General features: G+C 54.7%; 23 protein-coding genes and 1 pseudogene. 19 read left to right on the top strand and 5 right to left on the bottom strand.

Annotated features, from left to right (window positions below; all coding sequences use genetic code 11):
- The first annotated feature begins 33 nt into the window (after positions 1–33).
- The 9 genes and pseudogenes from pgi (at position 34) to psiE (ending at position 8,602) form a co-directional block, all read left to right on the top strand.
- Positions 34–1,683: a glucose-6-phosphate isomerase gene (gene pgi, locus M8013_RS02755; RefSeq protein WP_271266307.1), complete on the top strand. Its 1,650-nt coding sequence runs from the start codon at positions 34–36 to the stop codon at positions 1,681–1,683.
- Positions 1,684–2,037: 354 nt separating this feature from the next.
- Positions 2,038–2,280 carry an exopolysaccharide production protein YjbE gene (yjbE, locus tag M8013_RS02760; RefSeq protein WP_271266308.1) on the top strand — a complete coding sequence of 81 codons (243 nt, stop codon included), beginning with the start codon at positions 2,038–2,040 and terminating at the stop codon, positions 2,278–2,280.
- A 62-nt stretch (positions 2,281–2,342) separates the two neighbouring features.
- Positions 2,343–2,981, top strand: a complete 639-nt coding sequence (locus M8013_RS02765; RefSeq protein WP_271266309.1) for a YjbF family lipoprotein — start codon at positions 2,343–2,345, stop codon at positions 2,979–2,981.
- Positions 2,978–3,715: a capsule biosynthesis GfcC family protein gene (locus M8013_RS02770; protein ID WP_271266310.1), complete on the top strand. Its 738-nt coding sequence runs from the start codon at positions 2,978–2,980 to the stop codon at positions 3,713–3,715. Before M8013_RS02765 ends, M8013_RS02770 begins: the two co-directional genes overlap by 4 nt.
- Positions 3,715–5,811 (top strand): YjbH domain-containing protein, encoded by a 2,097-nt coding sequence (locus M8013_RS02775; protein ID WP_271266311.1) that lies wholly within the window; start codon positions 3,715–3,717, stop codon positions 5,809–5,811. The genes M8013_RS02770 and M8013_RS02775 overlap by 1 nt, the downstream gene beginning before the upstream one ends.
- A gap of 416 nt (positions 5,812–6,227) precedes the next feature.
- Positions 6,228–6,692 (top strand): pyridoxal-phosphate dependent enzyme, encoded by a 465-nt coding sequence (locus M8013_RS02780; protein ID WP_271266312.1) that lies wholly within the window; start codon positions 6,228–6,230, stop codon positions 6,690–6,692.
- A 42-nt stretch (positions 6,693–6,734) separates the two neighbouring features.
- Positions 6,735–7,037, top strand: a pseudogene (locus tag M8013_RS23595) (diaminopimelate decarboxylase); the annotation flags it as partial.
- 3 nt (positions 7,038–7,040) lie between these two features.
- Positions 7,041–7,976, top strand: a complete 936-nt coding sequence (locus M8013_RS02785; protein WP_271266313.1) for a LysO family transporter — start codon at positions 7,041–7,043, stop codon at positions 7,974–7,976.
- Between the two features lie 215 nt (positions 7,977–8,191).
- Positions 8,192–8,602 (top strand): phosphate-starvation-inducible protein PsiE, encoded by a 411-nt coding sequence (gene psiE, locus M8013_RS02790; protein ID WP_182273377.1) that lies wholly within the window; start codon positions 8,192–8,194, stop codon positions 8,600–8,602.
- A gap of 94 nt (positions 8,603–8,696) precedes the next feature.
- On the opposite strand, the gene malG is transcribed toward psiE, so the two are convergent.
- From malG to malE, 3 genes are all read right to left on the bottom strand, one after another.
- The gene (malG, locus tag M8013_RS02795; RefSeq protein ID WP_271266314.1) at positions 8,697–9,587 is read right to left on the bottom strand and encodes a maltose ABC transporter permease MalG; all 891 of its coding nucleotides are present in this window, start codon (positions 9,585–9,587) and stop codon (positions 8,697–8,699) included.
- A gap of 14 nt (positions 9,588–9,601) precedes the next feature.
- Positions 9,602–11,146, bottom strand: coding sequence for a maltose ABC transporter permease MalF (malF, locus tag M8013_RS02800; protein ID WP_271266315.1), 1,545 nt, complete (start codon positions 11,144–11,146; stop codon positions 9,602–9,604).
- Positions 11,147–11,267: 121 nt separating this feature from the next.
- The gene (gene malE / locus M8013_RS02805; RefSeq protein ID WP_271266316.1) at positions 11,268–12,458 is read right to left on the bottom strand and encodes a maltose/maltodextrin ABC transporter substrate-binding protein MalE; all 1,191 of its coding nucleotides are present in this window, start codon (positions 12,456–12,458) and stop codon (positions 11,268–11,270) included.
- Positions 12,459–12,829: 371 nt separating this feature from the next.
- Here malE and malK point away from each other — a divergent pair, with 371 nt between their 5' ends.
- The 5 genes from malK to ubiA all read left to right on the top strand — a co-directional run bounded on the left by malK (position 12,830) and on the right by ubiA (position 17,958).
- The gene (gene malK / locus M8013_RS02810; RefSeq protein ID WP_271266317.1) at positions 12,830–13,939 is read left to right on the top strand and encodes a maltose/maltodextrin ABC transporter ATP-binding protein MalK; all 1,110 of its coding nucleotides are present in this window, start codon (positions 12,830–12,832) and stop codon (positions 13,937–13,939) included.
- A gap of 71 nt (positions 13,940–14,010) precedes the next feature.
- Complete coding sequence (locus M8013_RS02815) at positions 14,011–15,318, top strand: maltoporin (RefSeq protein WP_271266385.1); 1,308 nt, start codon at positions 14,011–14,013, stop codon at positions 15,316–15,318.
- A gap of 113 nt (positions 15,319–15,431) precedes the next feature.
- Positions 15,432–16,397, top strand: coding sequence for a maltose operon protein MalM (gene malM, locus M8013_RS02820; protein ID WP_271266318.1), 966 nt, complete (start codon positions 15,432–15,434; stop codon positions 16,395–16,397).
- A 181-nt stretch (positions 16,398–16,578) separates the two neighbouring features.
- A complete protein-coding gene (gene ubiC / locus M8013_RS02825; RefSeq protein ID WP_271266319.1) occupies positions 16,579–17,076 on the top strand; it encodes a chorismate lyase in 498 nt (165 codons plus the stop codon).
- A gap of 12 nt (positions 17,077–17,088) precedes the next feature.
- The gene (gene ubiA, locus M8013_RS02830) at positions 17,089–17,958 is read left to right on the top strand and encodes a 4-hydroxybenzoate octaprenyltransferase (protein WP_271266320.1); all 870 of its coding nucleotides are present in this window, start codon (positions 17,089–17,091) and stop codon (positions 17,956–17,958) included.
- Between the two features lie 118 nt (positions 17,959–18,076).
- Here ubiA and plsB read toward each other — a convergent pair whose 3' ends face one another.
- Positions 18,077–20,497 carry a glycerol-3-phosphate 1-O-acyltransferase PlsB gene (gene plsB, locus M8013_RS02835; protein ID WP_271266321.1) on the bottom strand — a complete coding sequence of 807 codons (2,421 nt, stop codon included), beginning with the start codon at positions 20,495–20,497 and terminating at the stop codon, positions 18,077–18,079.
- 156 nt (positions 20,498–20,653) lie between these two features.
- Here plsB and M8013_RS02840 point away from each other — a divergent pair, with 156 nt between their 5' ends.
- The 4 genes from M8013_RS02840 (at position 20,654) to M8013_RS02855 (ending at position 23,475) form a co-directional block, all read left to right on the top strand.
- Positions 20,654–21,022, top strand: a complete 369-nt coding sequence (locus M8013_RS02840) for a diacylglycerol kinase (RefSeq protein WP_271266322.1) — start codon at positions 20,654–20,656, stop codon at positions 21,020–21,022.
- 109 nt (positions 21,023–21,131) lie between these two features.
- On the top strand, positions 21,132–21,740 hold the full coding sequence (gene lexA / locus M8013_RS02845) for a transcriptional repressor LexA (protein ID WP_271266323.1): 609 nt from the start codon (positions 21,132–21,134) through the stop codon (positions 21,738–21,740).
- 60 nt (positions 21,741–21,800) lie between these two features.
- Positions 21,801–23,120: an MATE family efflux transporter DinF gene (gene dinF / locus M8013_RS02850; protein WP_271266324.1), complete on the top strand. Its 1,320-nt coding sequence runs from the start codon at positions 21,801–21,803 to the stop codon at positions 23,118–23,120.
- A 145-nt stretch (positions 23,121–23,265) separates the two neighbouring features.
- Positions 23,266–23,475 carry a CsbD family protein gene (locus M8013_RS02855; protein WP_271266325.1) on the top strand — a complete coding sequence of 70 codons (210 nt, stop codon included), beginning with the start codon at positions 23,266–23,268 and terminating at the stop codon, positions 23,473–23,475.
- 69 nt (positions 23,476–23,544) lie between these two features.
- Here the strand turns inward: M8013_RS02855 and zur are convergent, their stop codons facing one another.
- The gene (gene zur / locus M8013_RS02860; protein WP_271266326.1) at positions 23,545–24,060 is read right to left on the bottom strand and encodes a zinc uptake transcriptional repressor Zur; all 516 of its coding nucleotides are present in this window, start codon (positions 24,058–24,060) and stop codon (positions 23,545–23,547) included.
- 114 nt (positions 24,061–24,174) lie between these two features.
- Between zur and M8013_RS02865 the strand changes: the two genes are divergently transcribed.
- Entirely contained in the window at positions 24,175–24,663 is a 489-nt protein-coding gene (locus M8013_RS02865; protein WP_271266327.1) for a cupin domain-containing protein, read from the top strand.
- Positions 24,664–24,760: the final 97 nt, after the last annotated feature.

Below are 24,760 nucleotides of genomic sequence, written 5' to 3' on the forward strand. Positions count from 1 at the left end.
AGGTCACAATTCTCAATTCAGAAGAGTATTGCTATGAAAAATATCAATCCAACGCAGACTTCAGCCTGGCAGGCATTACAACAACACTTCGACGAAATGAAAGACGTCACCCTCGCGGAACTGTTCGCGAAAGACGCCGATCGTTTCAACACCTTCTCCGCGACCTTCGACGATCAGATGCTGGTGGATTTCTCCAAAAACCGCATCACCGCAGAGACGCTGACAAAACTGCAGGATCTGGCGAAAGAGACCGATCTGAGCGGTGCCATCAAATCCATGTTCTCCGGTGAGAAGATCAACCGCACCGAAGACCGCGCCGTGCTGCATGTCGCGCTGCGCAACCGTAGCAATACGCCGATTATCGTTGATGGCAAAGATGTGATGCCGGAAGTCAACGCGGTGCTGGAGAAGATGAAGACCTTCTCTGAAGCGATTATCTCTGGCAACTGGAAAGGCTATACCGGCAAAGCGATCACCGACGTGGTCAACATCGGTATCGGCGGCTCCGACCTCGGCCCATTCATGGTGACCGAAGCGCTGCGTCCGTATAAAACGCATCTCAACATGCACTTTGTCTCTAACGTCGATGGCACCCACATCGCCGAAGTGCTGAAAAACGTCGATCCAGAAACCACCCTGTTCCTGGTGGCGTCCAAAACCTTCACCACCCAGGAAACCATGACCAACGCCCACAGCGCGCGCGACTGGTTCCTGAAAACCGCAGGTGATAACAAGCACGTAGCGAAACACTTCGCAGCGCTGTCCACCAATGGTAAAGCGGTAGGCGAGTTCGGTATCGACACCGCCAACATGTTTGAGTTCTGGGACTGGGTTGGCGGTCGCTACTCTCTGTGGTCCGCTATCGGTCTGTCGATCATCCTCTCCGTGGGCTACGACAACTTTGTTGAGTTGCTGTCTGGTGCGCATGCGATGGACAACCACTTCGCCACCACGCCAGCAGAGAAGAACCTGCCGGTACTGCTGGCGCTGATTGGCATTTGGTACAACAACTTCTTTGGCGCAGAAACCGAAGCGATCCTGCCGTACGACCAGTACATGCACCGCTTCGCGGCCTACTTCCAGCAGGGCAATATGGAATCCAACGGTAAATACGTTGACCGTAACGGCAACGCCGTGGATTACCAGACCGGCCCAATCATCTGGGGCGAGCCCGGCACCAACGGCCAGCATGCGTTCTACCAGCTGATCCACCAGGGCACCAAAATGGTTCCGTGCGATTTCATCGCTCCGGCCATTAGCCACAACCCGCTCTCTGACCACCATCCGAAGCTGCTGTCGAACTTCTTCGCCCAGACAGAAGCGCTGGCGTTCGGTAAAGCGCGTGATGTGGTTGAGCAAGAGTATCGCGATCAGGGTAAAGATCCGGCCACGCTGGATCACGTCGTGCCGTTCAAAGTGTTTGAAGGCAACCGCCCAACCAACTCCATCCTGCTGCGCGAAATCACCCCGTACAGCCTGGGTGCGCTGATTGCCCTGTATGAGCACAAAATCTTTACTCAGGGCGTCATCCTGAACATCTTCACCTTTGACCAGTGGGGCGTAGAGCTGGGCAAACAGCTGGCGAACCGCATTCTGCCTGAGCTGGGTGATAGCCAGGATATCAACAGCCACGACAGCTCGACCAATGGCCTTATTAACCGTTATAAAGCCTGGCGTGCATAATTGCGTCATACTGAAAAATGCCGGCTAAATGCCGGCGTTTTTTTATCGGATAATTCCTGTTGTCCGTTATCCCACGCAAAATTCTATTATGAGGTTTATCTTAAAATACAAAATGACCTAATAATAACCGGGGTTTATTTTAGGATAATACGCATATTTTTAATATCTCAATATCCTGATTTGTAACGATTTATACAAATAAAAGGCGCCCGCTGTTTATCTGTTATCCAATTATCTGAAAACCCTCCGCTTATTTCCAGGCACGGCAAACCCACTGCCTGAGTTGTGTATACTCATTTCCGCCTGAATATTCTTTTGGGCAATTCTCCATTCATTCAATGAAGGGAAATTGAAATGAAAAAAGTACTGTATGGCATTTTTGCACTAACTGCGCTTGCGGCGACGTCTGTGTATGCGGCTCCGGTTCAGGTCGGGGAAGCAGCAGGCTCGGCTGCGACGTCTGCGTCTGCGGGGATCTCGACCGCAACCAGCGCCAGCACCGTAAGTTCGGCCGTGGGGGTCGCTCTGGCGGCAACCGGTGGCGGTGATGGTTCCAATACCGGGACCACAACCACCACGACAACCAGCACCCAGTAATTCGGGTGTACTAACTCTAACCACACTTCGGTGTGGTTATTCCGCCCCTTCGGAGAAGCGTCGTGAAGCGACCCGCCATCATCCTTTCTTGCCTGCTTTTACAGGCGTGCTCGGCCACTACTCAGGGCATGGGCAATACACTCTGGGACAGCCTGTTCGGCACGCCGGGCGTGCATCTGACCGACGATGACATTCAGGGCATGCCTTATGCCAGCCAGTACATGCAGCTTAACGGCGGGCCGCAGCTGTTTGTGGTGCTCGCGTTTGCCGAAAACGGACAGCAGAAGTGGGTGACGCAGGATCAGGCGACGCTGGTGACCCAGCATGGCCGCCTCGTGAAGACGCTGCTTGGCGGCGATAACCTGCTGGAGGTGAATAACCTGGCTGCCGATCCGCTCATTAAGCCTAATCAGATCGTTGACGGTGCCAGCTGGACGCGAACCCTGGGCTGGACGGAGCACAAGCAGGTGCGCTACGCCACCGCGCGCTCGGTATTCCGCTGGGACGGCACCGACAGCGTCAAAGTCGGCAGCGATGAAACCCGCGTGCGGGTGCTGGAAGAAACGGTGAGCACTGACCAGGCGACGTGGCACAACCGCTTCTGGGTGGATGATGACGGGCAGATCCGTCAGTCGTTACAGTACCTGGGCGCAGACTTCTTCCCGGTAAAAACCACCCTGATCAAGGCGGCGAAATCATGAAAATAAGAGCCAGCGCCGCAGCGCTGTGCATGCTGATGGCGCCGCTGGCGTGGTCGGCGGGCACGGTACAGGTCTACCTGTCGGGCCAGAAAGAAGCAAAAACCTTAACCCAAACGGCCCATCTTATCGATCTGGTCGGGCAGCCACGATTGGCTAACAGCTGGTGGCCGGGGGCGATTATCAGCGAGCGACAGGCAACCGTTCTGGCCGAGCAGCAGCATCAGGCGCTGCTGGCACGCTTAACAGGCATTGCCGGGCAGGAGTCGGGCGATGACGCGGCGGCAATCAACGCTCTGCGTCAACAGATGCAGGCGCTTAAGGTGACAGGGCGGCAGCAGGTGAATCTTGATCCCGATGCGGTGCGCGTGGCAGAGGGCGGTAACCCGCCGCTGGAAGGAGACTACAGCCTGTGGATTGTGGCGAAACCCAGCACCGTGACGGTGATGGGGCTGGTCAGCCGTCCGGGCAAAATGCCCTTTACCCCCGGGCGTGACGTGGCGAGCTATCTTGACGATCAGCACCTGCTCAGCGGCGCACAGCCCAGCTATGCCTGGATTGTCTACCCGGACGGGCGCAGCCAGCAGGTACCCGTGGCCTACTGGAACAAACGCCATGTGGAACCCATGCCCGGCAGCATCATTTTTGTCGGCGTGGCCGATCATTTCTGGACGAAGCGATACGACGGCCTTAACGCCGACATGATTCGCTCCCTGACGCAGCGGATACCGGATTAATGAAAAACACCTCTCTCTACAGTCTGCTGGCGCTGTGCGTTAGCGCGGCCTGTCATGCAGAAACCTATCCGGCGCCCATCGGACCATCCCAGTCGGATTTTGGCGGCGTGGGCCTGCTGCAAACCCCGACCGCGCGTATGGCGCGCGAAGGCGAGCTGAGTCTTAACTACCGTGATAATGACCAGTACCGCTACTACTCCGCCTCTGTGCAGCTGTTCCCGTGGCTGGAAACTACCCTGCGCTACACCGATGTGCGCACCCGGGAGTACAGCAGCGTCGAGGCCTTCTCGGGCGATCAAACCTACAAAGATAAAGCCTTCGACCTGAAGCTGCGCCTGTGGGAGGAGAGCTACTGGATGCCTCAGGTCTCGGTGGGCGCACGGGATATCGGGGGTACCGGTCTTTTCGATGCAGAATACATTGTCGCCAACAAAGCCTGGGGACCGTTCGACTTCTCGCTGGGGATGGGCTGGGGTTATCTTGGCACCAGCGGCAACATTAAAAACCCGCTCTGCTCCTACAGCGATAAATACTGCTACCGCGACAACAGTTACAAACAGGCGGGCTCGCTCGACAGCAGCCAGCTGTTCCACGGCCCGGCCTCGCTGTTCGGCGGCGTCGAGTACCAAACGCCGTGGCAGCCGCTGCGCCTGAAGCTGGAGTACGAAGGTAACAACTACCAGCAGGACTTTGCCGGTAAGCTCGATCAGAAGAGCAAGTTTAACGTCGGCGCCATTTATCGCGTTACCGACTGGGCCGACGTTAACCTGAGCTACGAGCGCGGCAACACCTTGATGTTCGGCTTTACGCTGCGCACCAACTTTAACGATCTGCGACCGGCCTATAACGACAATGCCCGGCCGAAGTACCAGCCACAGCCGCAGGATGCGATCCTCCAGCATTCGGTGGTGGCCAATCAGCTGACGTTGCTGAAATACAACGCGGGCCTGGCCGATCCCAAAATGCAGGTCAAAGACGATACGCTGTACGTCACCGGTGAGCAGGTGAAATACCGCGACTCCCGGGAGGGGATCGAACGTGCCAACCGGATCGTAATGAACGATCTGCCGGACGGGATCCGCACGATCCGGGTGACGGAAAACCGGCTGAATATGCCGCAGGTGACCACCGAAACGGACGTGGCGAGCCTGAAGCATCATCTGGAAGGCGAGCCGCTGGGCCACGAGACCGAGCTGGTGCAACAGCGCCGCGAGCCGGTGGTGCCAGACACCACCGAGCAGGGCTGGTACATGGATAAATCCCGCTTCGATTTCCGGCTCGATCCGGTGCTGAACCAGTCCGTTGGCGGGCCAGAAAACTTCTATATGTATCAGCTCGGGGTAATGGCGACGGCGGATCTGTGGCTGACGGATCATCTCCTGACCACCGGCAGCCTGTTTGGCAACCTCGCCAATAACTACGACAAATTCAACTACACCAATCCGCCGAGCGACTCAAAACTGCCGCGCGTGCGTACCCACGTGCGTGAGTATGTGCAGAACGATGTCTACGTGAACAACCTGCAGGCTAACTACTTCCAGTATCTGGGCAATAATTTCTACGGCCAGGTGTACGGCGGTTATCTCGAGACCATGTACGGCGGGGCAGGGGCCGAAGTGCTGTACCGTCCGGTCGACAGCAACTGGGCGTTTGGCGTGGACGCCAACTACGTGAAGCAGCGCGACTGGCGTAGCGCGCAGGACATGATGAAGTTCACCGACTACAGCGTGAAGACCGGCCATCTGACGGCTTACTGGACGCCATCTTTCGCTCAGGACGTGCTGGTGAAAGCCAGCGTCGGGCAATATCTGGCGGGAGATAAGGGCGGCACCTTAGATATCTCGAAACACTTCGACAGCGGCGTGGTGGTGGGCGGCTATGCCACCATCACTAACGTCTCGCCGGACGAGTACGGGGAAGGGGACTTCACCAAAGGGGTATACGTGTCGATTCCGCTGGATCTGTTCTCGTCAGGCCCGAGCCGCAGTCGCGCCGGTATTGGTTGGACGCCGCTCACCCGCGACGGGGGCCAGCCGCTGGGGCGTAAATTCCAGCTGTATGACATGACCAGCGATCGCAGTATTAACTTCCGCTAATAGCGTTTATTCACAGTCTAACCCTCCCTCTGAAGACACATTGAGGGAGGGCAAAGGATTCATTCAATAAAAGGTAAAATAATCAACCCTAACTCCTGCACAAAAATCCTGTCTTTTTCTCGTTCATGAGTTTCCAATTATCAATTGATATCTGAATTTCACATAGGATCAGAAACCTCTCCGCACATCTTTTATTAGAATCACTTATAACCTCGGCTCTATAATTAAAAGATTTATATCGCGCTAATTTGTTATTAAGTGATATATAAAACCAATCGGGAAGGGTGGCAATTAGATAACAAATAAATTATTCAGTACGTGAATTTATTAATAGCCAATCATATCCTCGATGACCAGGGAAAGGGATGTGAAATTACCCCTTGCAGTAAATTAACTGACTCAGGAAAGGGAACGGTATGGATACTCGAATTAAGGAAGCAGTAAAAGGCCACGATCTTCTAAAGTTAATCGGCAATACGCCAGTAGTGGATGTATTTAAAGACAAATATCCGCATTCAGATATTAAATTAAAACTCGAGTCTTACAATCCCGGAGGGTCTATAAAGGACCGTGTTGCATATCAAATAATAATGGATGCTGAAATAAAAGGACTCATCAGCATGGGTGATGAACTTGTTGAAGCCACATCGGGTAATACGGGGATTGGTATCGCGTGGATAGGGAAACTAAAAGGATATAAAGTAACAATAATTACAAGTGACAAGATCAGCAATGAAAAATTGGCACTGCTTAAGTTTTATGGTGCAAACGTTATTATAATGCCTTCTGATGCTTCATTGGAGTCTAATGATACACTATGTAAACGTTGCGAGACGTTATGCGGCAGAAAAAGGCCGTTATTTTTGCGATCAGTTTTATAACCATTCAAATTATTTGGCTTATGTTTCCCTCGTTGCTTCTATTATGATGCATGGCATCATATCGAAAATATATCTGCGAACAACACAGAAAGTGATGTCTACGATGTTACCGGATATCTGTGTCAGTCCGGAGATGTATTTGCCAGGAAGCGCACGTTAGCAAAAACTGTAGTTGGTGATGTAATTTGCATCAATGACGTTGGCGCTTATGGATACGCTATGAGTTCGAATTTTAACTCTCGAGTCAGACCGGCTGAGTATCTCCTGAAAAGTAATGGAGATATTAAACTAATACGTCGACCTGAAAACGTTGATGACATTCTCTCTACCTGCATTCTGGACTAAATCATGTATCTGGCAGTTTCTAATCTGTTTCCTATTTTTGTCGCCTTTGTTTTAGGGTTTAACCTGAAAAGAGTTTACTCTCAACTTAATATTAGCATGGTTGAGATAATTTCTAACGCCTGTCTTTACGCCCTTCTGGTTCTGATGGGGATAACCGTTGGGCTAATCCCTGACATTATGGATAAACTCAGCCTTGTTGGCATGAGTGCATTCTGCCTTGCAACCGCATCCTCACTTTCAATAGCCGTGGTCTTAAAAATTTTTCATGTGCGTACCCGTACGGTATCCGGCGAGAATCAATCGAGTGATGTAGCTGATTCCGCTACTTTCGATATCATGGGATACATCAAAGATCCCCTACTGCTGGCCGGCCTGGTAATTATTGGATTTCTGGTAGGCTATAAAAGCCTGATACCAAATATCAATTATGATTACATTATTTCTTCATTACTTTATTTACTCATATTCATCATCGCAGTGAAGCTTTCCTACTCTGGACTAAACCTTCGGGAGATATTTCTTAATAGACAAAATATCATTATGACATGTTTGACAGTAATCGCTTCATACCTTGGGGCCGCGATGGCTGCGTGTTTTTTACCTTTATCTCTTTCGCATAGTCTGGCAGTAAATTCAGGATTTGGTTGGTATACATTGTCAGGCATCTTATTGACTAAAATGGGTGATCCACTATTAGGGTCTGTAGCGTTTCTGTGCGATCTTTTCAGGGAGGCTATTGCTCTTCTTCTTATACCGACGCTTTCAAGAATTGGTAATGGCAATATCGCAATTGGTGTCGCAGGGGCAACCGCGATGGATGTGACCTTACCGATCATTGAAAAACACTGCGGAGTCTCTTATGTCCCCGTGGCATTGCTATCAGGCGGTATTATTACAGTCATCGTACCCTTCCTAATCCCATTTTTTTATTCGCTTTAGGCGTATGGGTATCGCTTTAATGTCAGCGTTATTTTACCGGTGAGCAGCGGCCATCCTCACGCAATACCGGGCCTGCATTCGCTCTTTTCGTCGGCCCGGTAAGCGCAACGCCACCGGGCAAAGATCCCTGTCGCATAAAACATAAACAAAAAATATAGATCCCCGTCACATTTTTGCGTTATACAGGAACCTCGCCCTGGAGAATGAGGTGCTGTATGACATCCCTGACTCGCCCACGCGTTGAGTTTATCTCAACCATTCTGCAGACCGTGCTCAATCTGGGTCTGCTGAGCCTTGGCCTGATCCTGGTCGTCTTCCTCGGTAAAGAGACGGTGCATCTGGCTGATGTGCTTTTTGCCCCTGAGCAAACCAGCAAATACGAGCTGGTTGAAGGGCTGGTGGTTTACTTTCTTTACTTCGAATTTATCGCCCTGATTGTGAAGTACTTTCAATCTGGCTTTCACTTCCCGCTGCGTTACTTTGTTTATATCGGCATTACCGCGATTGTGCGGCTGATTATCGTCGATCATAAATCCCCACTCGATGTGCTGATCTACTCGGCGGCAATCCTGCTGCTGGTGGTCACCCTCTGGTTGTGCAACTCGAAGCGCCTGAAACGGGAATAAAAAAATGGCGGCCCGAGGGCCGCCGAACAACAGTCACAAGTTGGATTGATACATTAAGGCAAAGTTGAGGGTTGCAGTGGCATAACAATGAAACTTAACCTTTCACACCTCCCGCGGTCAGACCGTTCACCAGCCAGCGCTGCGCCAGCAGGAACACGACAGTGATCGGGATGGCAGAGAGCACAGCGGCGGCGGCAAAGTCGCCCCACAGGTAGTTTTGCGGGTTCAGGTATTGCTGCATACCGACCGCCAGCGTGTAGCTGTCCACATCACGCAGCAGCAGAGAGGCGACCGGCACCTCGGTAATGGCGGCGATAAACGACAGAATAAAGACCACCGCCAGAATCGGCACTGACAGCGGTAGCAGCACCAGACGGAATGCCTGCCACGGTGTTGCCCCATCCAGTGATGCCGCTTCTTCCAGCGAATTGTCGATGGTTTCGAAATAGCCTTTGATGGTCCAGACGTGCAGGGCGATACCGCCGAGATAGGCGAAGATTACCCCGCCGTGGGTGTTCAGACCGATGAACGGCACGTACTGGCCGAGGCGGTCAAACAACGCGTACAGCGCCACCAGCGACAGCACCGCCGGGAACATCTGGAAAATCAGCATCCCTTTCAGCAGCGTTGCTTTCCCCGGGAAGCGCATACGGGCAAACGCGTAGGCGCAAGTGGTGGAGAGCGTCACGATACCAATTGCCGTAATGGTGGCGACCTTCACCGAGTTCCACAGCCATAACAACACCGGGAACGGCGGCGGCGTGACGCGACCGTCCGCATGTTCCACGCTGAAGCCTAATGCCAGTTTCCAGTGCTCCCAGGAGATTTCATCCGGGATCAGGCTGCCGGTGGCGAAGTTGCCTGAGCGCAGGGAGATGGCGATAACCATCAGCAGCGGGAACATAATTGCCGAGATAAAAATCAGCAGGCCCAGATGCGTGGCGAAGAGGCGCAGCTTTTGAGATTTGGGTTGTACCATAGACATGTTCTGGGCCCTCCTTAGTCAAATTTCATGCGTGTGGCTTTCAGGTTAACGATAGCCAGCGCGCCTACCAGCAGGAAGATCAGCGTGGCAATCGCCGCCGCCAGACCGAAGTCCTGGCCGCCGCCGCCTTCAAAGGCAATGCGGTAGGTGTAGCTCACCAGCAGGTCGGTATAACCTGCTGGAGTGGTGGTGCCGAGTCGGTCTGGCCCGCCGTTGGTCAGCAACTGGATCAGCACGAAGTTGTTAAAGTTAAAGGCGAAGCTGGCGATCATCAGCGGCGTCAGCGGCTTGATCAGCAGCGGGAGCGTAATCTTAAAGAAGTTCTGGAACGGGGTCGCGCCGTCCATTGCTGAGGCTTCATACAGATCGTCGGGAATCGCCTTCAGCAGGCCCATGCACAGGATCATCATGTACGGATAGCCGAGCCAGGTGTTGACGATCACAATCATGGTGCGGGCGGTGGTCGGGTCGCTGAACCAGGCCGGTTTGATGCCAAATAGCCCGCTCAACATCATGTTGATTTCACCAAAGCTCTGGTTGAACAGCCCTTTGAAGATCAGAATCGAAATGAACGAGGGAACGGCATACGGCAGGATCAGCAGGACGCGGTAAATCGCTTTGCCTTTCAGCGATTCCCACTGAACCAGGCAGGCCAGAATCATGCCCACGGCCACGGTCAGGATCACGGTCAGCACCGAGAAGACCACGGTCCAGATAAAGATGGCGAAGAACGGTTTCTTAATCCCTTCGTCGGTGAAGACGCGGGTAAAGTTGTCCCAGCCGATGGTCACGGTATAGCCCGGGCTGAGTTTATCGTCGCCCCAGTTACCGTCGGCATTGACCGACTGGTAGAAGCCGATATCGTTGTTCGGGCGGTACTTCACGCCGGACTGGTTGTTAGTGAGCGTGCCGTCATCGGCCAGCGCGTACAGCGGCTGGGTGCCGGAGAACTGGCGCAGGGAGCTCATAATGACTTTACTTTCGTCCGGCAGCTCGGCGGTCAGCTGAGTCAGCGCCTGGCGGTTCTGGGTGATGATGCGCAGATTCGCGCGCTCGCCTTCAGGCAGGGCGGCGGCCTCTTTCAGGGCCAGCTTTTGCTCGCCGCCAAATTTGAAGGCGTCAGAAACGTAGGTTTTACCCGTCTCGTCATCGCTTAGGGCCAGCTTCCACTCATCACCCGCCGGGTACAGGCCAAAGTTGAAGGTTTTACCGGCCTGGTAAGAACGGTCCATCAACACCTGCTGGGCGCGCTCTTGCGCGAGCTGGTTGGTGCTGCTGTAGTTGGTGAAGGCAATGGCGATGGTGCAGATCAGTGGGAACAGGACGAACAGCCCCATCCCGGCCACGCCCGGATAGACATAGCGCCAGGCATACGCTTTCCGGTTCGCGAAAATATACAGGCCAACCGAGCTTAAGATCAGCGTCATGGCGGCAAACAGGTACTCCCCCTGGGCGTACATCAAAACAACAAGGTAACCCACCAGCAGGCACAGCAGACCAATCACTGACCATTTCAGCGTGTCGCTTTGCCACCAGCGTTTCTTTTTAATGACATCCATGGGGTTTCTTCCTCTACAACAATTAAATAACCCTCACCCCAACCCTCTCCTTGAGGGAGAGGGGGCGGTTTTCTCCTTCTCCCTCAGGGAGAAGGCCGGGATGAGGGGGTTACAGCCTGTCTTACTTCGTAATACGGCCCTGCGCATCTTTCAGCGAAGCTTCTACGGTCTGACGACCGCTGGCTGCGTTGATGACTGCGGTACGAGTGGCATACCAGAAGGCGGCCATCTGCGGGATGTTCGGCATGATTTCGCCTTTCTCGGCGTTACCCATGGTCGCGGCGATGCGTGGATCTTTCGCTAACTGCTCCTGGAAGGATTTCAGTGCCACTGCGCCCAGCGGTTTGTCCTTGTTTACCACGTCCAGACCTTCGTTGGTCAGGAGGTAGTTTTCGAGGAACTCTTTCGCCAGCTCTTTGTTCGGGCTGGCGGCGTTGATGCCCGCGCTCAGCACGCCAACGAACGGTTTAGACGGCTTGCCTTTGAAGGTTGGCAGCAGCGTGACGCCGTAGTTGATTTTGCTCTTGTCGATGTTGGCCCATGCCCACGGACCGTTGATGGTCATCGCGGTTTCGCCTTTGTTGAACGCTGCTTCTGCAATGGAGTAGTCAGTGTCGGCGTTCATGTGTTTGTTCTTGATCAGGTCAACCAGGAAGGTCAGACCGGCTTTCGCGCCTGCGTTATCCACGCCGACATCTTTCACGTCATATTTGCCGTTAGCATACTTGAACGCATAACCGCCATCGGCAGCAATCAGCGGCCAGGTGAAGTACGGCTCTTGCAGGTTGAACATCAGCGCGCTCTTACCTTTCGCCTTCAGCTCTTTATCCAGAGCCGGGATCTCTTCCCAGGTTTTTGGCGCATTCGGTACGAGGTCTTTGTTGTAAATCAGGGACAGTGCTTCAACCGCGATTGGATAGGCAATCAGCTTGCCGTTATAACGTACCGCGTCCCAGGTGAACGGGAACAGTTTGTCCTGGAATGCTTTATCCGGGGCCACTTCAGCCAGCAGGCCGGACTGAGCGTAGCCGCCAAAGCGGTCATGCGCCCAGAAGATGATGTCCGGGCCATCGCCCGTCGCCGCAACCTGCGGGAACTTCTCTTCCAGTTTGTCCGGGTGTTCAACGGTCACTTTGATGCCGGTGTCTTTCTCGAATTTTTTACCCACTTCGGCCAGGCCGTTATAGCCTTTGTCGCCGTTAATCCAGATAACCAGCTTACCTTCTTCAATTTTGGCGAGCGCTGGGGCGGAAATCATCATTGCTGCCAGGGCGGACAAAGCGAAAACGCGTGCGCCAGTCTTGATATTCATATCTGCCATCCTTTTTGGTGATGTGCTGTGGATACACTGAGGTAGTTCAACGTTGCTCAGTCTCCTTATTTGACATCCTCTTTCCATCCTCCTGGCCCCTACGCCCCACCCCTGCTTTGTGTGATCTGCGTTGCATAAATTTAAGTTATGTGTTCTGGCGCACACAAAAGTACGCTGAATTTTGCCAGTGACATCACGAATTTAGCCTCAGCCCCTCGGCGGCGGCGGCTTAGGCCGCTCTCTCATCCTCCCGCCTCCTCCCCCATAAAAAAGACGAGGGGTGGAGGATTCACGTAAGTAATGAATACCCCATAGTGAACTTATCTTGAATGTTTCTGTCCGCGACAGGTTGTAACGAAGGGAGTAGGGCCATGGCGAGCGTAAAGCTGCGTAATGTAACGAAAGCCTGGGGTGACGTGGTGGTATCGAAAGATATCGATCTCGACATTCAGGAAGGTGAATTCGTCGTTTTTGTTGGCCCGTCAGGCTGTGGTAAATCCACACTGCTGCGCATGATTGCCGGGCTGGAAACGATCACCAGCGGCGATTTATTGATTGGTGATACCCGGATGAACGACGTCCCGCCTGCGGAACGCGGTATCGGGATGGTATTCCAGTCTTATGCCCTTTATCCCCACCTGTCGGTTGCCGAGAACATGTCTTTTGGCCTGAAACTCGCGGGTGCTAAAAAAGAGACCATTAACCAGCGCGTAAACCAGGTGGCCGAAGTGCTGCAGCTGGCGCACCTGCTGGAGCGTAAGCCGAAAGCCTTGTCCGGTGGACAGCGTCAGCGCGTGGCGATTGGCCGTACGCTGGTAGCGGAACCGCGTGTGTTCCTGCTCGATGAACCGCTTTCTAACCTGGATGCTGCGCTGCGCGTTCAGATGCGCATTGAAATCTCCCGTCTGCACAAACGTCTTGGCCGCACCATGATTTACGTCACCCACGATCAGGTCGAAGCGATGACGCTGGCCGACAAGATTGTGGTGCTGGATGCCGGTCGCGTGGCGCAGGTGGGTAAACCGCTGGAGCTGTATCACTATCCAGCGGACCGCTTTGTAGCGGGCTTTATCGGCTCGCCAAAGATGAACTTCCTGCCCGTAAAAGTCACCGCCACCGCGATTGAGCAGGTTCAGGTTGAGCTGCCAAACCGCCAGCAGGTGTGGTTACCGGTAGAAAGCACTCACGTTCAGGTGGGGGCAAACATGTCCCTCGGGATCCGCCCTGAGCATTTACTGCCGAGCCACATCGCCGATGTGACCCTCGAGGGTGATGTGCAGGTGGTTGAACAGCTTGGTCACGAAACACAGATTCATATCCAGATCCCCGCCATTCGTCAGAACCTGGTGTACCGCCAGAATGACGTGGTGTTGGTAAAAGAGGGTGCCAAATTCGCTATCGGCTTGCCGCCGGAGCGTTGCCATCTGTTCCGAGAAGATGGCACTGCTTGTCGACGGTTGCATCAGGAGCCTGGCGTTTAAGCAATCCCAATAATAAGCACGAAACCGTCAGGTGAAGTGTTCAAAGAAAAGCAATGATCTCAGGAGATAGAATAATGATTACTCTGCGCAAAGTTCCTCTGGCATTAGCAATTGCGGCAGGCATCTTGTCTGCCCAGGCTGGTGCTGTCGACTTTAAAGGTTATGCTCGTTCCGGCATTGGCTGGACCGGGAGTGGTGGTGAACAACAGTGTTTCCAGGCAACAGGTGCACAAAGTAAATACCGTCTCGGTAACGAATGTGAAACCTATGCTGAAATTAAGCTGGGCCAGGAAGTGTGGAAAGAGGGTGATAAGAGCTTCTACTTCGACACCAACGTCGCGTACTCCGTTTCTCAGCGTAACGACTGGGAAGCCACCGATCCGGCATTCCGCGAAGCAAACGTGCAGGGTAAAAACCTGATCGAATGGCTGCCAGGCTCCACCATCTGGGCTGGTAAGCGCTTCTATCAGCGTCATGACGTCCACATGATCGACTTCTACTACTGGGATATTTCTGGTCCTGGTGCAGGTATCGAAAATATCGACCTGGGCTTCGGTAAATTGTCTCTGGCGGCAACTCGCTCCACTGAAGCCGGTGGTTCTTCTGCGTTCGCAGATTTCGATGCTAATGGTAACCGTATTTACGACAACATCGTGCCGAACGATGTCTTTGATGTTCGTTTAGCGGGTATGGAAATCAACCCAGGCGGTACCCTGGAGCTGGGCGTTAACTACGGTCACACTAACCTGCCAGACGACTACTATCTGCAGCCGGGCGCCTCTAAAGATGGCTGGATGTTCACCGCTGAACATACCCAGAGCATGATGAAAGGCTTCAACAAGTTCGTGGTCCAGTACGCAACGGATTCCATGACCTCCAACGGCAAAGGCATCCCACAGGGTGCGGGCCTGAACAACAACGGTTCCCTGATCCGCGTGATCGACCACGGTGCAATCACCCTGGCTGACCAGTGGGATCTGATGTACGTCGGTATGTACCAGAATATCGACCTGGACAACAACAACGGTACCGAGTGGTGGACTGTCGGCGTACGTCCTATGTACAAATGGACACCAATCATGTCCACCTTGCTGGAAGTGGGCTACGACAACGTCAAATCTCAGAACACTGACGATAACAACAGCCAGTACAAAATCACCCTGGCACAACAGTGGCAGGCAGGCGACAGCATCTGGTCCCGTCCAGCAATCCGCGTCTTCGCAACCTATGCGAAGTGGGATGAGAAATGGGGTTACGCAAACAGCAGTGATACTGGCTTCACCAACGGTGTGGCTTATAACGACACATCTGCACGTACCTTCAGCCGCGGCGACAACGATGAGTGGACCTTCGGTGCCCAGATGGAAATCTGGTGGTAATACGTAACACCTGATGTATTGACCTAAAAGAGGGGCGTAAGCCCCTCTCTTCTTAGGGTGCTGCGCGCTATTGCCTGGCTAACGCAGTGCTTATGCAATCTGAGGTAATAACAATGAAAATGAAAAAAAGTCTCGTCGCGCTGTGCCTCGCTGCAGGGCTGCTGGCAAGCGTTCCAGCCGTTACCCTCGCCAGCGTCAATTTCGTCCCACAAAACACCAGCGCCGCACCTGCAATCCCCGGTGCCGCGCTACAGCAGCTGGTCTGGACTCCCGTTGATCAGTCCAAAACCCAGACCACCCAACTTTCTACCGGCGGTCAGTCCCTCAATGTACCTGGGATCAGCGGTCCGGTGGCGGCATACAGCGTGCCGGCTAACATCGGCGAAATCACCCTCACGCTGACCAGTATTGTCGACAAACAAACCAGCGTCTTTGCGCCGAACGTGCTGATTCTGGACCAGAACCTGACGCCATCGGCCTACTTCCCGAGCGAATACTTCACCTATCAGGAGCCGGGCGTGATGAGCGCCGATCGCCTGGAAGGGGTGATGCGCCTGACGCCAGCCCTGGGTCAGCAAAAACTGTATGTGCTGGTCTTTACCACTGAGAAAGATCTGCAGCAGACCACCAAACTGATTAACCCGGCGAAAGCGTATGCCAAAGGTACCGGCAATGCGGTACCGGATATCCCGGACCCACTGGCGCGCCACGTCACCGACGGTGAGCTGAAGCTGAAAGTCTCCACCAATAACGCTTCCAGCGTGCTGGTTGGCCCGCTGTTTGGTTCATCCGGTACGGGCCCGGTCACCGTAGGTAATACCGCAGCGCCTGCTCCGGTCTATGCTGCGCCAGTTGCGGCACCTGCTACTGCTGCAACGGCCACCGCTGTTGCCCCGGCCCCGGCGAAGAAAAGCGAGCCGGTGCTGAACGACACTGAAAGTTACTTCAACAACGCCATTAAACAGGCAGTCGCCAAAGGTGACGTCGATAAAGCGCTGAAGCTGCTCGATGAAGCCGAGCGTTTAGGCTCAACCTCTGCCCGTTCCACCTTTATCAGCAGTGTAAAAGGCAAGGGGTGATCGTTTCCCCGCAATGCTGATTTTGTCAGTAGTTTAGTGCGCCCTCCCGGGCGCACTTTTTTTGTGTGAACCGATGCTGTTGCATCTCTGTTGCGATAATGATCGCTAACTCACGTTTGCCCGCCACCCACCCGCGTTTCTGCGATACAATAGCGTCACGTTATGTATCGGAGAGTCTGGCATGTCACACCCCGCGCTAACGCAACTGCGTGCGCTGCGCTATTTTGACGAAATCCCTGCGCTGGATCCGGCGCAACTCGACTGGTTGCTGCTGGAAGATTCCATGACCAAACGTTTTGAGCAGCAGGGTAAAAAGGTCACCGTCACTCTCATTCAGGAGGGGTTTGTCACGCCTGACGCCGTGGCGGATGAGCTTCCGTTGCTGCCGCAGGAAGCCCGCTACTGGCTGCGGGAAATCTTGCTCTGTGCCGATGGTGAGCCGTGGCTGGCCGGGCGCACCGTGGTGCCAGAGTCCACCCTGACGGGGCCTGAGCTGGCGCTGCAGCAGATGGGCAAAACCCCGCTCGGACGCTATCTGTTCACCTCATCCGAACTGACCCGGGATTTTATTGAAATTGGTCGCGATGCTGGCCTGTTAGGGCGCCGTTCCCGTCTGCGATTAAGCGGTAAACCGTTGATGCTGACAGAGCTGTTTTTACCGGCATCGCCGCTGTACTAAGAGGAAGAGAAAATGGAGTGGAGTCAGAGGCAGAACAAGCTGTTGGCGTATCACCGCCTGATGCGTACCGATAAGCCCATCGGTGCGCTACTGCTGCTGTGGCCAACGCTGTGGGCGCTGTGGGTGGCCAGCCCCGGTCTGCCGCCGCTGTGGATCCTGGCGGTGTTTGTGACAGGCGTCTGGCTGATGCGCGCCGCAGGTTGCGTGGTGAACGACTATGCCGATCGTAAATTTGACGGCCATGTGAAACGCACCGCCAATCGCCCGCTGCCGAGCGGCGCAGTCACCGAGAAAGAGGCGCGCACGCTGTTTGTGGTGCTGGTGCTGTTGTCGTTCCTGCTGGTGTTAACCCTTAACACCATGACCATCCTGCTCTCGGTCGCCGCGCTGGCGCTGGCCTGGGTGTATCCGTTTATGAAGCGCTACACCCATTTGCCGCAGGTGGTGCTGGGCGCGGCCTTTGGCTGGTCGATTCCGATGGCGTTTGCCGCCGTCAGCGAGTCAGTGCCGCTGAGCTGCTGGCTGATGTTCCTGGCGAATATTTTGTGGGCAGTGGCCTACGATACCCAGTACGCGATGGTCGACCGGGACGATGACCTGAAAATCGGTATCAAATCGACCGCCATCCTGTTTGGCCGCAACGACAAGCTGATTATCGGCATCCTGCAGGTTGCGGTTCTGGTGCTGATGGCGCTGATCGGTTACCTGAACGGGTTGACCTGGGAATTCTACTGGTCAGTGCTGGTGGCGGGGTTACTGTTTGCGTATCAGCAAAAACTGATCGCGAAGCGCGAGCGTGATGCCTGCTTTAAAGCGTTTCACAATAACAACTACGTCGGCCTGGTGCTGTTCCTCGGGCTGGCGATGAGTTACTGGGCGTAAAAAAATGCCCGGTGAAGATCAATGTAAAAAGGCAGCCTTTCGGCTGCCTTTTTTATGTTTGCACCCTCTCCCACAGGGAGAGGGCCGGGGTGAGGGCATCAGACCACACCTTTATGCACTATTCGCCCTGCGTCGCGCTCTCAATCGTTAAGCGCACGTCCGAGGTAATCAGGTCTGCCAGCATCTGGTAAACCTTCATCGTCTCTTCCGGCTCGGCGTCACCGCTGTCACTGATATACCCTTCGTCACGCAGCGTTGACACCAGCGAACTGAATACCGCCTTGTCGAAGAACTCCGGCGCATTGATGCCGTGCAGCATCGACAGGCGCTGTGCCAGGGTGCGGCTCTCTTTCTCCAGCGTCCCGCGGTTGATTGACGGGTTGGCGCTCAGCAGCCAGAAGGTAATGGCGTAGCGCTGCACCGTTTCGCGCGCGCCCGCAGCCAGCAGCTGCAGGGTGCGTGAGCGAGACGGGTTGATTTGCAGCTCGTCGTTCTTCAGCGTAATCAGTCCCTGGCGGATCAGCTCTTCGATCTGCTGATCCAGCACCTCGGCCAGTTCATCATTGCGCCAGCGCAGGAACAACTCTGCTTTCAGCATCGGGTAAAGCACTTCGACATGGTGCAGCAGCGCCTGTCGGGTGATGTGACGATGCTGGGTGATGATCGCCGCCATCAGCGAAGGCAGCATCAGCATATGCGCAATGTTATTGCGATAGTACGTCATCAGCACCGCCTGCTCGCGCGGCAGAATGATGATATCGCCGATGGTGTCTTTCTCGACCTCGAACTTGTTCATCTGCAGCGCGTGCTCGATAAGATCGCTGGCGCTGGCGGACGGTACCGTCACGTCTGAGGCATACGGCACGTTACGCATCAGGTTCAGGTAGCAGTCGAGCTGCTCGGTCAACTGCTCGCGGGTGAGCGAACGCTGGCGAGAACCCAGCAGCGCGGTACAGCACAGGTTCATGGCGTTAGCCGCACCGGCGTTGTTGATTCGCACCATCAGCTCGTCGGCAATACTGTTAACCGTTGGCGTCAGCCACGCTGGACGCACCGCTTCAATCGGGTCGATGGACTCGCGCCACTCCGGCACCCGGTTGTTGAGGTAGGTCATCAGCGGCATCGGCTCGCCGAAGTTAACGTAGCCCTGACCCAGATTGCGCAGCTTGCTTAAGCCCCGCACCATCTGCAGCAGGCTCTCTTTCTCTTTGGTCGCGCCGCGCAACTCTTTGGCGTAAGTGCCCACTTCCATCACGTGCTCGTAACCGATGTAGATCGGCACCAGAGTGATTGGACGGGTACCGCCGCGCAGCATCGCCTGAATGGTCATCGACAGGGTGCCGGTCTTCGGATCGAGCAGACGCCCGGTACGGGAACGACCGCCTTCAACGAAATACTCGACCGAATAGCCGCGGCTGAACAGCTCGCCCAGATATTCGCGGAATACGGTGGAGTAGAGCTTGTTGCCTTTAAACGTACGGCGAATGAAGAACGCACCCAGACGGCGGAAAATCGGGCCTGCTGGCCAGAAGTTCAGGTTAATACCGGCCGCAATGTGCGGTGGCACCAGCCCCTGGTGATAAAGCACATACGAGAGTAGCAGATAGTCCATGTGGCTACGGTGGCAGGGCACATAAACAATCTCATGGCCATCGTGGGCCAGCTGGCGTACACGCTCGGCGTTGTGCACGTGGATCCCCTGATACAGACGGTTCCAGGTAAAGCTCAGGATACGGTCGCTCAGGCGGATCATCTCGTAAGAGAAGTTGGCGGCAATTTCTTCCATCAGCGCGATGGCGTTTTGCTGCGCCTTCTCGTGGGAGATTTTTTTGCTGCGCGCTTCGTCTTCGACGGCACGGGCGATCGCTTTCGACGCCAGCAGTTTGTTAAACAGATCCTGGCGAGCCGGCAGGCGTGGGCCTACTGCAGCAAGGCGCTGGCGGGCAAAGTGCATACGTGCCACGCGCGCCAGCTTCTGGGCGATGGTTTTATCGGTGCCGTGCTCATCAGCCATGTGACGCAGTGAGACCGACGGCGAAAAACGCACAAAGCTGTCGCGGCCCAGCCAGTTGACGGCGAAAAATTTCTGCACCCCGTTGAGCATGCGCAGCGGCGGGTTTTCTTCGCCTTTGTCGCGACCCGGACGGCGGCCAAACATCACCGATACCGGCACCATCTGCACATCCAGATCGGGATTGCTGCGGTGCAGGTCGAGGTAATCATGGAACAGCTTGATCGACTCTTCTTTCGGTGTGTACCAGGTGAATACGCGCGGACCGCCGTGAATGAAGATATAGCGCGGCAGCAAGGTGCCGTCGATCTCCAGCGGTTCCAGCGGATCGGGAAGATCGTGCGCCAGGCATTGGGCGCGCAGCGTCAGCAAGTCGGCCTTAGAGTTATAAGGCAACACGTACATAATTGGACGTGAGGTATCGAGCCCTAATTCCAGTGCGGGTTCCGCGGGAATGGACTTGCTTTTTACCAGGACGCTTAATGGTAAATTAAGTAATTTGTAGTAAATTCGTGGCCAGCCAGACATAAACGATGTAAAGCCTCTGGTTAAAAATGCAATTGCGGCGCAAGGATAACAGAAAGCGCGCAAAATTTCTGTTGTTACCCGTCATACTTCGGGCGGCGGCGCGACGCGCCTAAGCCACAGTTAATGACGCTTTTTTTGAAGAAAGGTTTCTTTTTAATGGCTAATAATACCACTGGGTTCATCCGTATCATCAAAGCTGCCGGTTATTCATGGAAAGGCATCCGTGCTGCCTGGGCTAATGAAGCCGCTTTTCGCCAGGAAGGCGTTGCCGTTTTCGCGGCAATTATTATCGCCTGCTGGCTGGATATTGATGCCATCACCCGCGTATTACTGATTGGCTCGGTGATGTTGGTGATGATAGTCGAAATTCTTAACAGTGCGATCGAGGCGGTGGTCGACCGGATTGGGACTGACCATCATGAACTGTCGGGCCGGGCAAAAGATATGGGCTCTGCCGCTGTGCTGATGTCGATACTGGTGGCGGTATTCACCTGGGGCACTCTGTTATGGGGACATTTGCGATAAGCCTTCAGAAACTGAGTAAGTCTCTGGTTTTTTGTGCGGTTTGTTGTTCCAAAATCACCTTTAGCTGTATATACTCACAGCATAACTGTATATACACCCAGGGGGCGGAATGAAAGCGTTAACGGCCAGACAGCAAGAGGTGTTTGATCTCATTCGGGATCATATCAGCCAGACGGGAATGCCACCGACACGTGCAGAAATTGCACAGCGGTTAGGCTTCCGTTCTCCAAACGCTGCTGAAGAACACCTTAAGGCACTGGCGCGTAAAGGTGTGGTTGAAATTGTGTCCGGCGCTTCTCGTGGTATTCGTCTGCTTGTCGAAGCAGAAGAGGGCCTTCCGCTCGTGGGTCGCGTGGCTGCCGGGGAACCGCTGCTGGCGCAACAGCACATCGAAGGCCACTATCAGGTCGATCCGGGCATGTTCAAACCCAGCGCAGACTTTTTACTGCGCGTGAGCGGCATGTCAATGAAAGACATCGGTATTCTGGATGGCGACCTGCTGGCAGTGCATAAAACCCAGGACGTGCGTAACGGTCAGGTGGTGGTTGCGCGTATCGATGATGAAGTGACCGTTAAGCGCCTAAAAAAACAGGGCAACACGGTTCAGCTTCTGCCGGAAAACAGCGAATTTACGCCGATTGTCGTCGACCTGCGTGAGAGTAACTTCTCCATCGAAGGTCTGGCGGTGGGCGTCATCCGCAACGGTGAGTGGTTATAATCTCTTCCTGACAGGCTACGGTTTCGCCGTAGCCTGCTGTTTTTCTCTCTGGTTATTCCTATGTCTCTTCTGACTGCTTCCGATAAGGCGTTATGGCGTCTTGCGTTGCCAATGATCTTCTCCAACATCAGCGTTCCTTTGCTGGGACTGGTGGATACGGCAGTGATCGGCCATCTGGATTCCCCTGTCTATCTCGGCGGCGTGGCGATTGGCGCTACGGCGACCAGCTTCCTGTTTATGCTGCTGCTGTTTTTGCGCATGAGCACCACCGGACTGACATCCCAGGCGTATGGCGCAAAAGACCCTCATCGGCTGGCGCGGGCGCTGGTGCAGCCGCTCATTATGGCGCTGGCTGCCGGATTGCTGATTATGCTGCTGCGCACGCCGCTTATCGATCTGGCTCTGCATATCGTCGGTGGCAGTGAAGCCGTACTGCTGCAGGCGCGGCGCTTCCTTGAGATCCGCTGGCTCAGCGCCCCGGCCTCGCTGGCGAACCTGGTGCTGCTCGGTTGGCTGCTGGGCGTTCAGTATGCTCGCGCGCCAGTGATCCTGCTGGTGGTGGGCAATCTGCTCAATATCGTGCTGGATCTGTGGCTGGTGATGGGGCTCAAGATGAACGTGCAGGGCGCTGCCCTGGCGACCGTCGTCGCGGAATACGTAACCTTCTTTATTGGCCTGTGGATGGTCTGGCGGGTGCTTGCCCTGCGCGGTATTTCGTGGTCGTTGCTGAAAACCAGCTGGCGCGGCAACGTCCGCCGATTACTGGCGTTGAACCGCGACATTATGCTGCGCTCGCTGTTGCTCCAGCTGTGCTTTGGGGCGCTGACGGTAATGGGCGCGCGGCTGGGGCCAGAGATTGTAGCGGTAAACGCCGTGCTAATGACGCTGCTGACCTTTACTGCCTATGCGCTGGATGGCTTTGCGTATGCAGTTGAAGCGCACTCCGGGCAGGCTTACGGCGCGCGCGAAAGCGGTCACTTGCGTGAAGTCTGGCGGGCGGCCTGTCGTCAGTCTGGCCTGGTGGCGCTGGCTTTCGCGCTCCTGTATGCCCTGGCAGGCGAGCAGATTATTGCCCTGCTGACGTCGTTGCCCGCGCTGCGAACGCTGGCGAGCCATTACCTTATCTGGCAGGTCATTTTGCCGGTGGTGGGGGTCTGGTGCTACTTGCTGGATGGCATGTTTATTGGCGCAACGCGCGGTGCGGAGATGCGCAACAGCATGGCGGTGGCGGCGGCCGGGTTTGGCCTGACGCTGTTGACGCTGCCGTGGCTGGGGAATCACGGTTTATGGCTGGCGCTGTGCGTCTTTCTCGCCCTGCGAGGGTTGTCGCTGGCGTGGATCTGGCGTCGACACTGGCGCAACAACACCTGGTTTCGGTAGCGGCTTCGTCTGCGTTAATGGTAAAAGATTCCGAATAACGAACCGAGTGCCGCAGGCTTATCTATAATTATCATCACGTCCAGCATGAAACGTATCGCACGGACGAAATACCTGTCCTACACGACCGAACGAAGAGGAATCGATGATGAATAAAGACCAAGTCGGCGGTAACTGGAAACAGTTGAAAGGTAAAGTTAAAGAACAGTGGGGCGACCTGACTGACGATGACATGACTGTCATTGAAGGGAAACGTGACCAGCTGGTCGGTAAAATTCAGGAACGCTATGGATATGAGAAAGAACGGGCGGAAAAAGAGGTCGGTGACTGGGAAACCCGTAACGACTACCGCTGGTAATTAACCTATACCCGCAGGTACACGGATGTACGCCCAGGGCGGCCTCAGGCCGCCCCTTTTTTTGCTCATTTAACGCGGTTTTTTCTTCGTCAGAATGGAGTGGTCATGCTGGCAGTTGTCCTGGTGACGGCAGGCTTCCACTTCTACACAGCGGCTGCATAGCCCGTGCGCTTCGATGATGTTATGACGCAGGGCAAATCCCATCTTCGCCGCCAGCGTATGCATGATGTCCTCTACGCCCTCCGCTCCCTCTTCCTTCACGCTGCCGCAGCGATCGCAGATAAACATGGCTGAGGTGTGTGTAGGCTGATCAAACAGATGGCACAGGACATAGCTGTTGGTCGATTCCACTTTATGCACAAAGCCCTGCTCAAGCAGAAAATCGAGCGCGCGATAGACCGTTGGCGGTTTGGCCTGCGGCTCGCTGACGCGCAGCAAATCGAGCAGATCGTAGGCGCTGATCGCCCCTTGCTGCAGGCTCAGCAGGCGGAGCACTTCAAGGCGCTGTGGGGTCAGGCGCACATTGCGTTGCGCGCACAGCTTTTCGGCTTGCGCTAACAGCTCCTGCTTTGTGGTCGTTTCCATGTTGCACCTCGAATCTATGGAATAGCAAACCGCCACTCTACCATGTTCTGCCTGAAACGCCGAGATCGGCCGGGTATGCTATACCTGACGCAAATCCACATGGGGAACAACACGATGAAAAGACCCGATTGTATTCAACACTGGCGCGACCTGGAAGGTGCTGATAATTCAACCTATCCCGACAGCCCCGAGCTATTTGCCATCGGTGCGCCGCTGGCCCGCACGCTGGGGCTGCGGCGCATTGGCATCCACCACGAGCGCCTGCCGCCAGGACGCCGCACCTCATACCCGCATGCCGAAAGCGACGAAGAAGAATTCATCTACGTGCTGGAGGGTTATCCGGAAGCCTGGATCAATGGCCACCTGTGGAAACTGGAGCCAGGGGACAGCGTCGGTTTTCCTGCCGGAACCGGCGTATGTCACACCTTTATCAATAACACCCCCGACGAGGTGAGGTTGCTGGTGGTGGGCGAAGCCAATAAAAAACAGAACCGTATTTATTACCCGTTGAATCCCGTCTACGCCGCCACTCGCGAGGATCGTTGGGTGGATCACCCGCCGCAATTTTTTGGTCCGCACGACGGAAAACCTGGGCGAAAGTAAAAACCTCTTCTATACCTGGTGAAAGGAAATAAATATTAACAAAATCAATCTAATACGAATGGTTGAGACGATTTTTTAGACCTAATACTTTTGTCAC

Origin of the sequence: Silvania confinis (genome assembly GCF_025564085.1) — a bacterium.
GTDB lineage: Bacteria > Pseudomonadota > Gammaproteobacteria > Enterobacterales > Enterobacteriaceae > Enterobacter > Enterobacter confinis.

Excerpts from the sequence above, each read along its gene's own strand:
- pgi (WP_271266307.1), top strand. The coding sequence starts at position 34 with ATGAAAAATATCAATCCAACGCAGACTTCAGCCTGGCAGGCATTACAA.
- yjbE (WP_271266308.1), top strand. The coding sequence starts at position 2,038 with ATGAAAAAAGTACTGTATGGCATTTTTGCACTAACTGCGCTTGCGGCG.
- M8013_RS02770 (WP_271266310.1), top strand. The coding sequence starts at position 2,978 with ATGAAAATAAGAGCCAGCGCCGCAGCGCTGTGCATGCTGATGGCGCCG.
- M8013_RS02775 (WP_271266311.1), top strand. The coding sequence starts at position 3,715 with ATGAAAAACACCTCTCTCTACAGTCTGCTGGCGCTGTGCGTTAGCGCG.
- M8013_RS02780 (WP_271266312.1), top strand. The coding sequence starts at position 6,228 with ATGGATACTCGAATTAAGGAAGCAGTAAAAGGCCACGATCTTCTAAAG.
- M8013_RS02785 (WP_271266313.1), top strand. The coding sequence starts at position 7,041 with ATGTATCTGGCAGTTTCTAATCTGTTTCCTATTTTTGTCGCCTTTGTT.
- psiE (WP_182273377.1), top strand. The coding sequence starts at position 8,192 with ATGACATCCCTGACTCGCCCACGCGTTGAGTTTATCTCAACCATTCTG.
- malG (WP_271266314.1), bottom strand. The coding sequence starts at position 9,587 with ATGTCTATGGTACAACCCAAATCTCAAAAGCTGCGCCTCTTCGCCACG.
- malF (WP_271266315.1), bottom strand. The coding sequence starts at position 11,146 with ATGGATGTCATTAAAAAGAAACGCTGGTGGCAAAGCGACACGCTGAAA.
- malE (WP_271266316.1), bottom strand. The coding sequence starts at position 12,458 with ATGAATATCAAGACTGGCGCACGCGTTTTCGCTTTGTCCGCCCTGGCA.
- malK (WP_271266317.1), top strand. The coding sequence starts at position 12,830 with ATGGCGAGCGTAAAGCTGCGTAATGTAACGAAAGCCTGGGGTGACGTG.
- malM (WP_271266318.1), top strand. The coding sequence starts at position 15,432 with ATGAAAATGAAAAAAAGTCTCGTCGCGCTGTGCCTCGCTGCAGGGCTG.
- ubiC (WP_271266319.1), top strand. The coding sequence starts at position 16,579 with ATGTCACACCCCGCGCTAACGCAACTGCGTGCGCTGCGCTATTTTGAC.
- ubiA (WP_271266320.1), top strand. The coding sequence starts at position 17,089 with ATGGAGTGGAGTCAGAGGCAGAACAAGCTGTTGGCGTATCACCGCCTG.
- plsB (WP_271266321.1), bottom strand. The coding sequence starts at position 20,497 with ATGTCTGGCTGGCCACGAATTTACTACAAATTACTTAATTTACCATTA.
- M8013_RS02840 (WP_271266322.1), top strand. The coding sequence starts at position 20,654 with ATGGCTAATAATACCACTGGGTTCATCCGTATCATCAAAGCTGCCGGT.
- lexA (WP_271266323.1), top strand. The coding sequence starts at position 21,132 with ATGAAAGCGTTAACGGCCAGACAGCAAGAGGTGTTTGATCTCATTCGG.
- dinF (WP_271266324.1), top strand. The coding sequence starts at position 21,801 with ATGTCTCTTCTGACTGCTTCCGATAAGGCGTTATGGCGTCTTGCGTTG.
- M8013_RS02855 (WP_271266325.1), top strand. The coding sequence starts at position 23,266 with ATGAATAAAGACCAAGTCGGCGGTAACTGGAAACAGTTGAAAGGTAAA.
- zur (WP_271266326.1), bottom strand. The coding sequence starts at position 24,060 with ATGGAAACGACCACAAAGCAGGAGCTGTTAGCGCAAGCCGAAAAGCTG.
- M8013_RS02865 (WP_271266327.1), top strand. The coding sequence starts at position 24,175 with ATGAAAAGACCCGATTGTATTCAACACTGGCGCGACCTGGAAGGTGCT.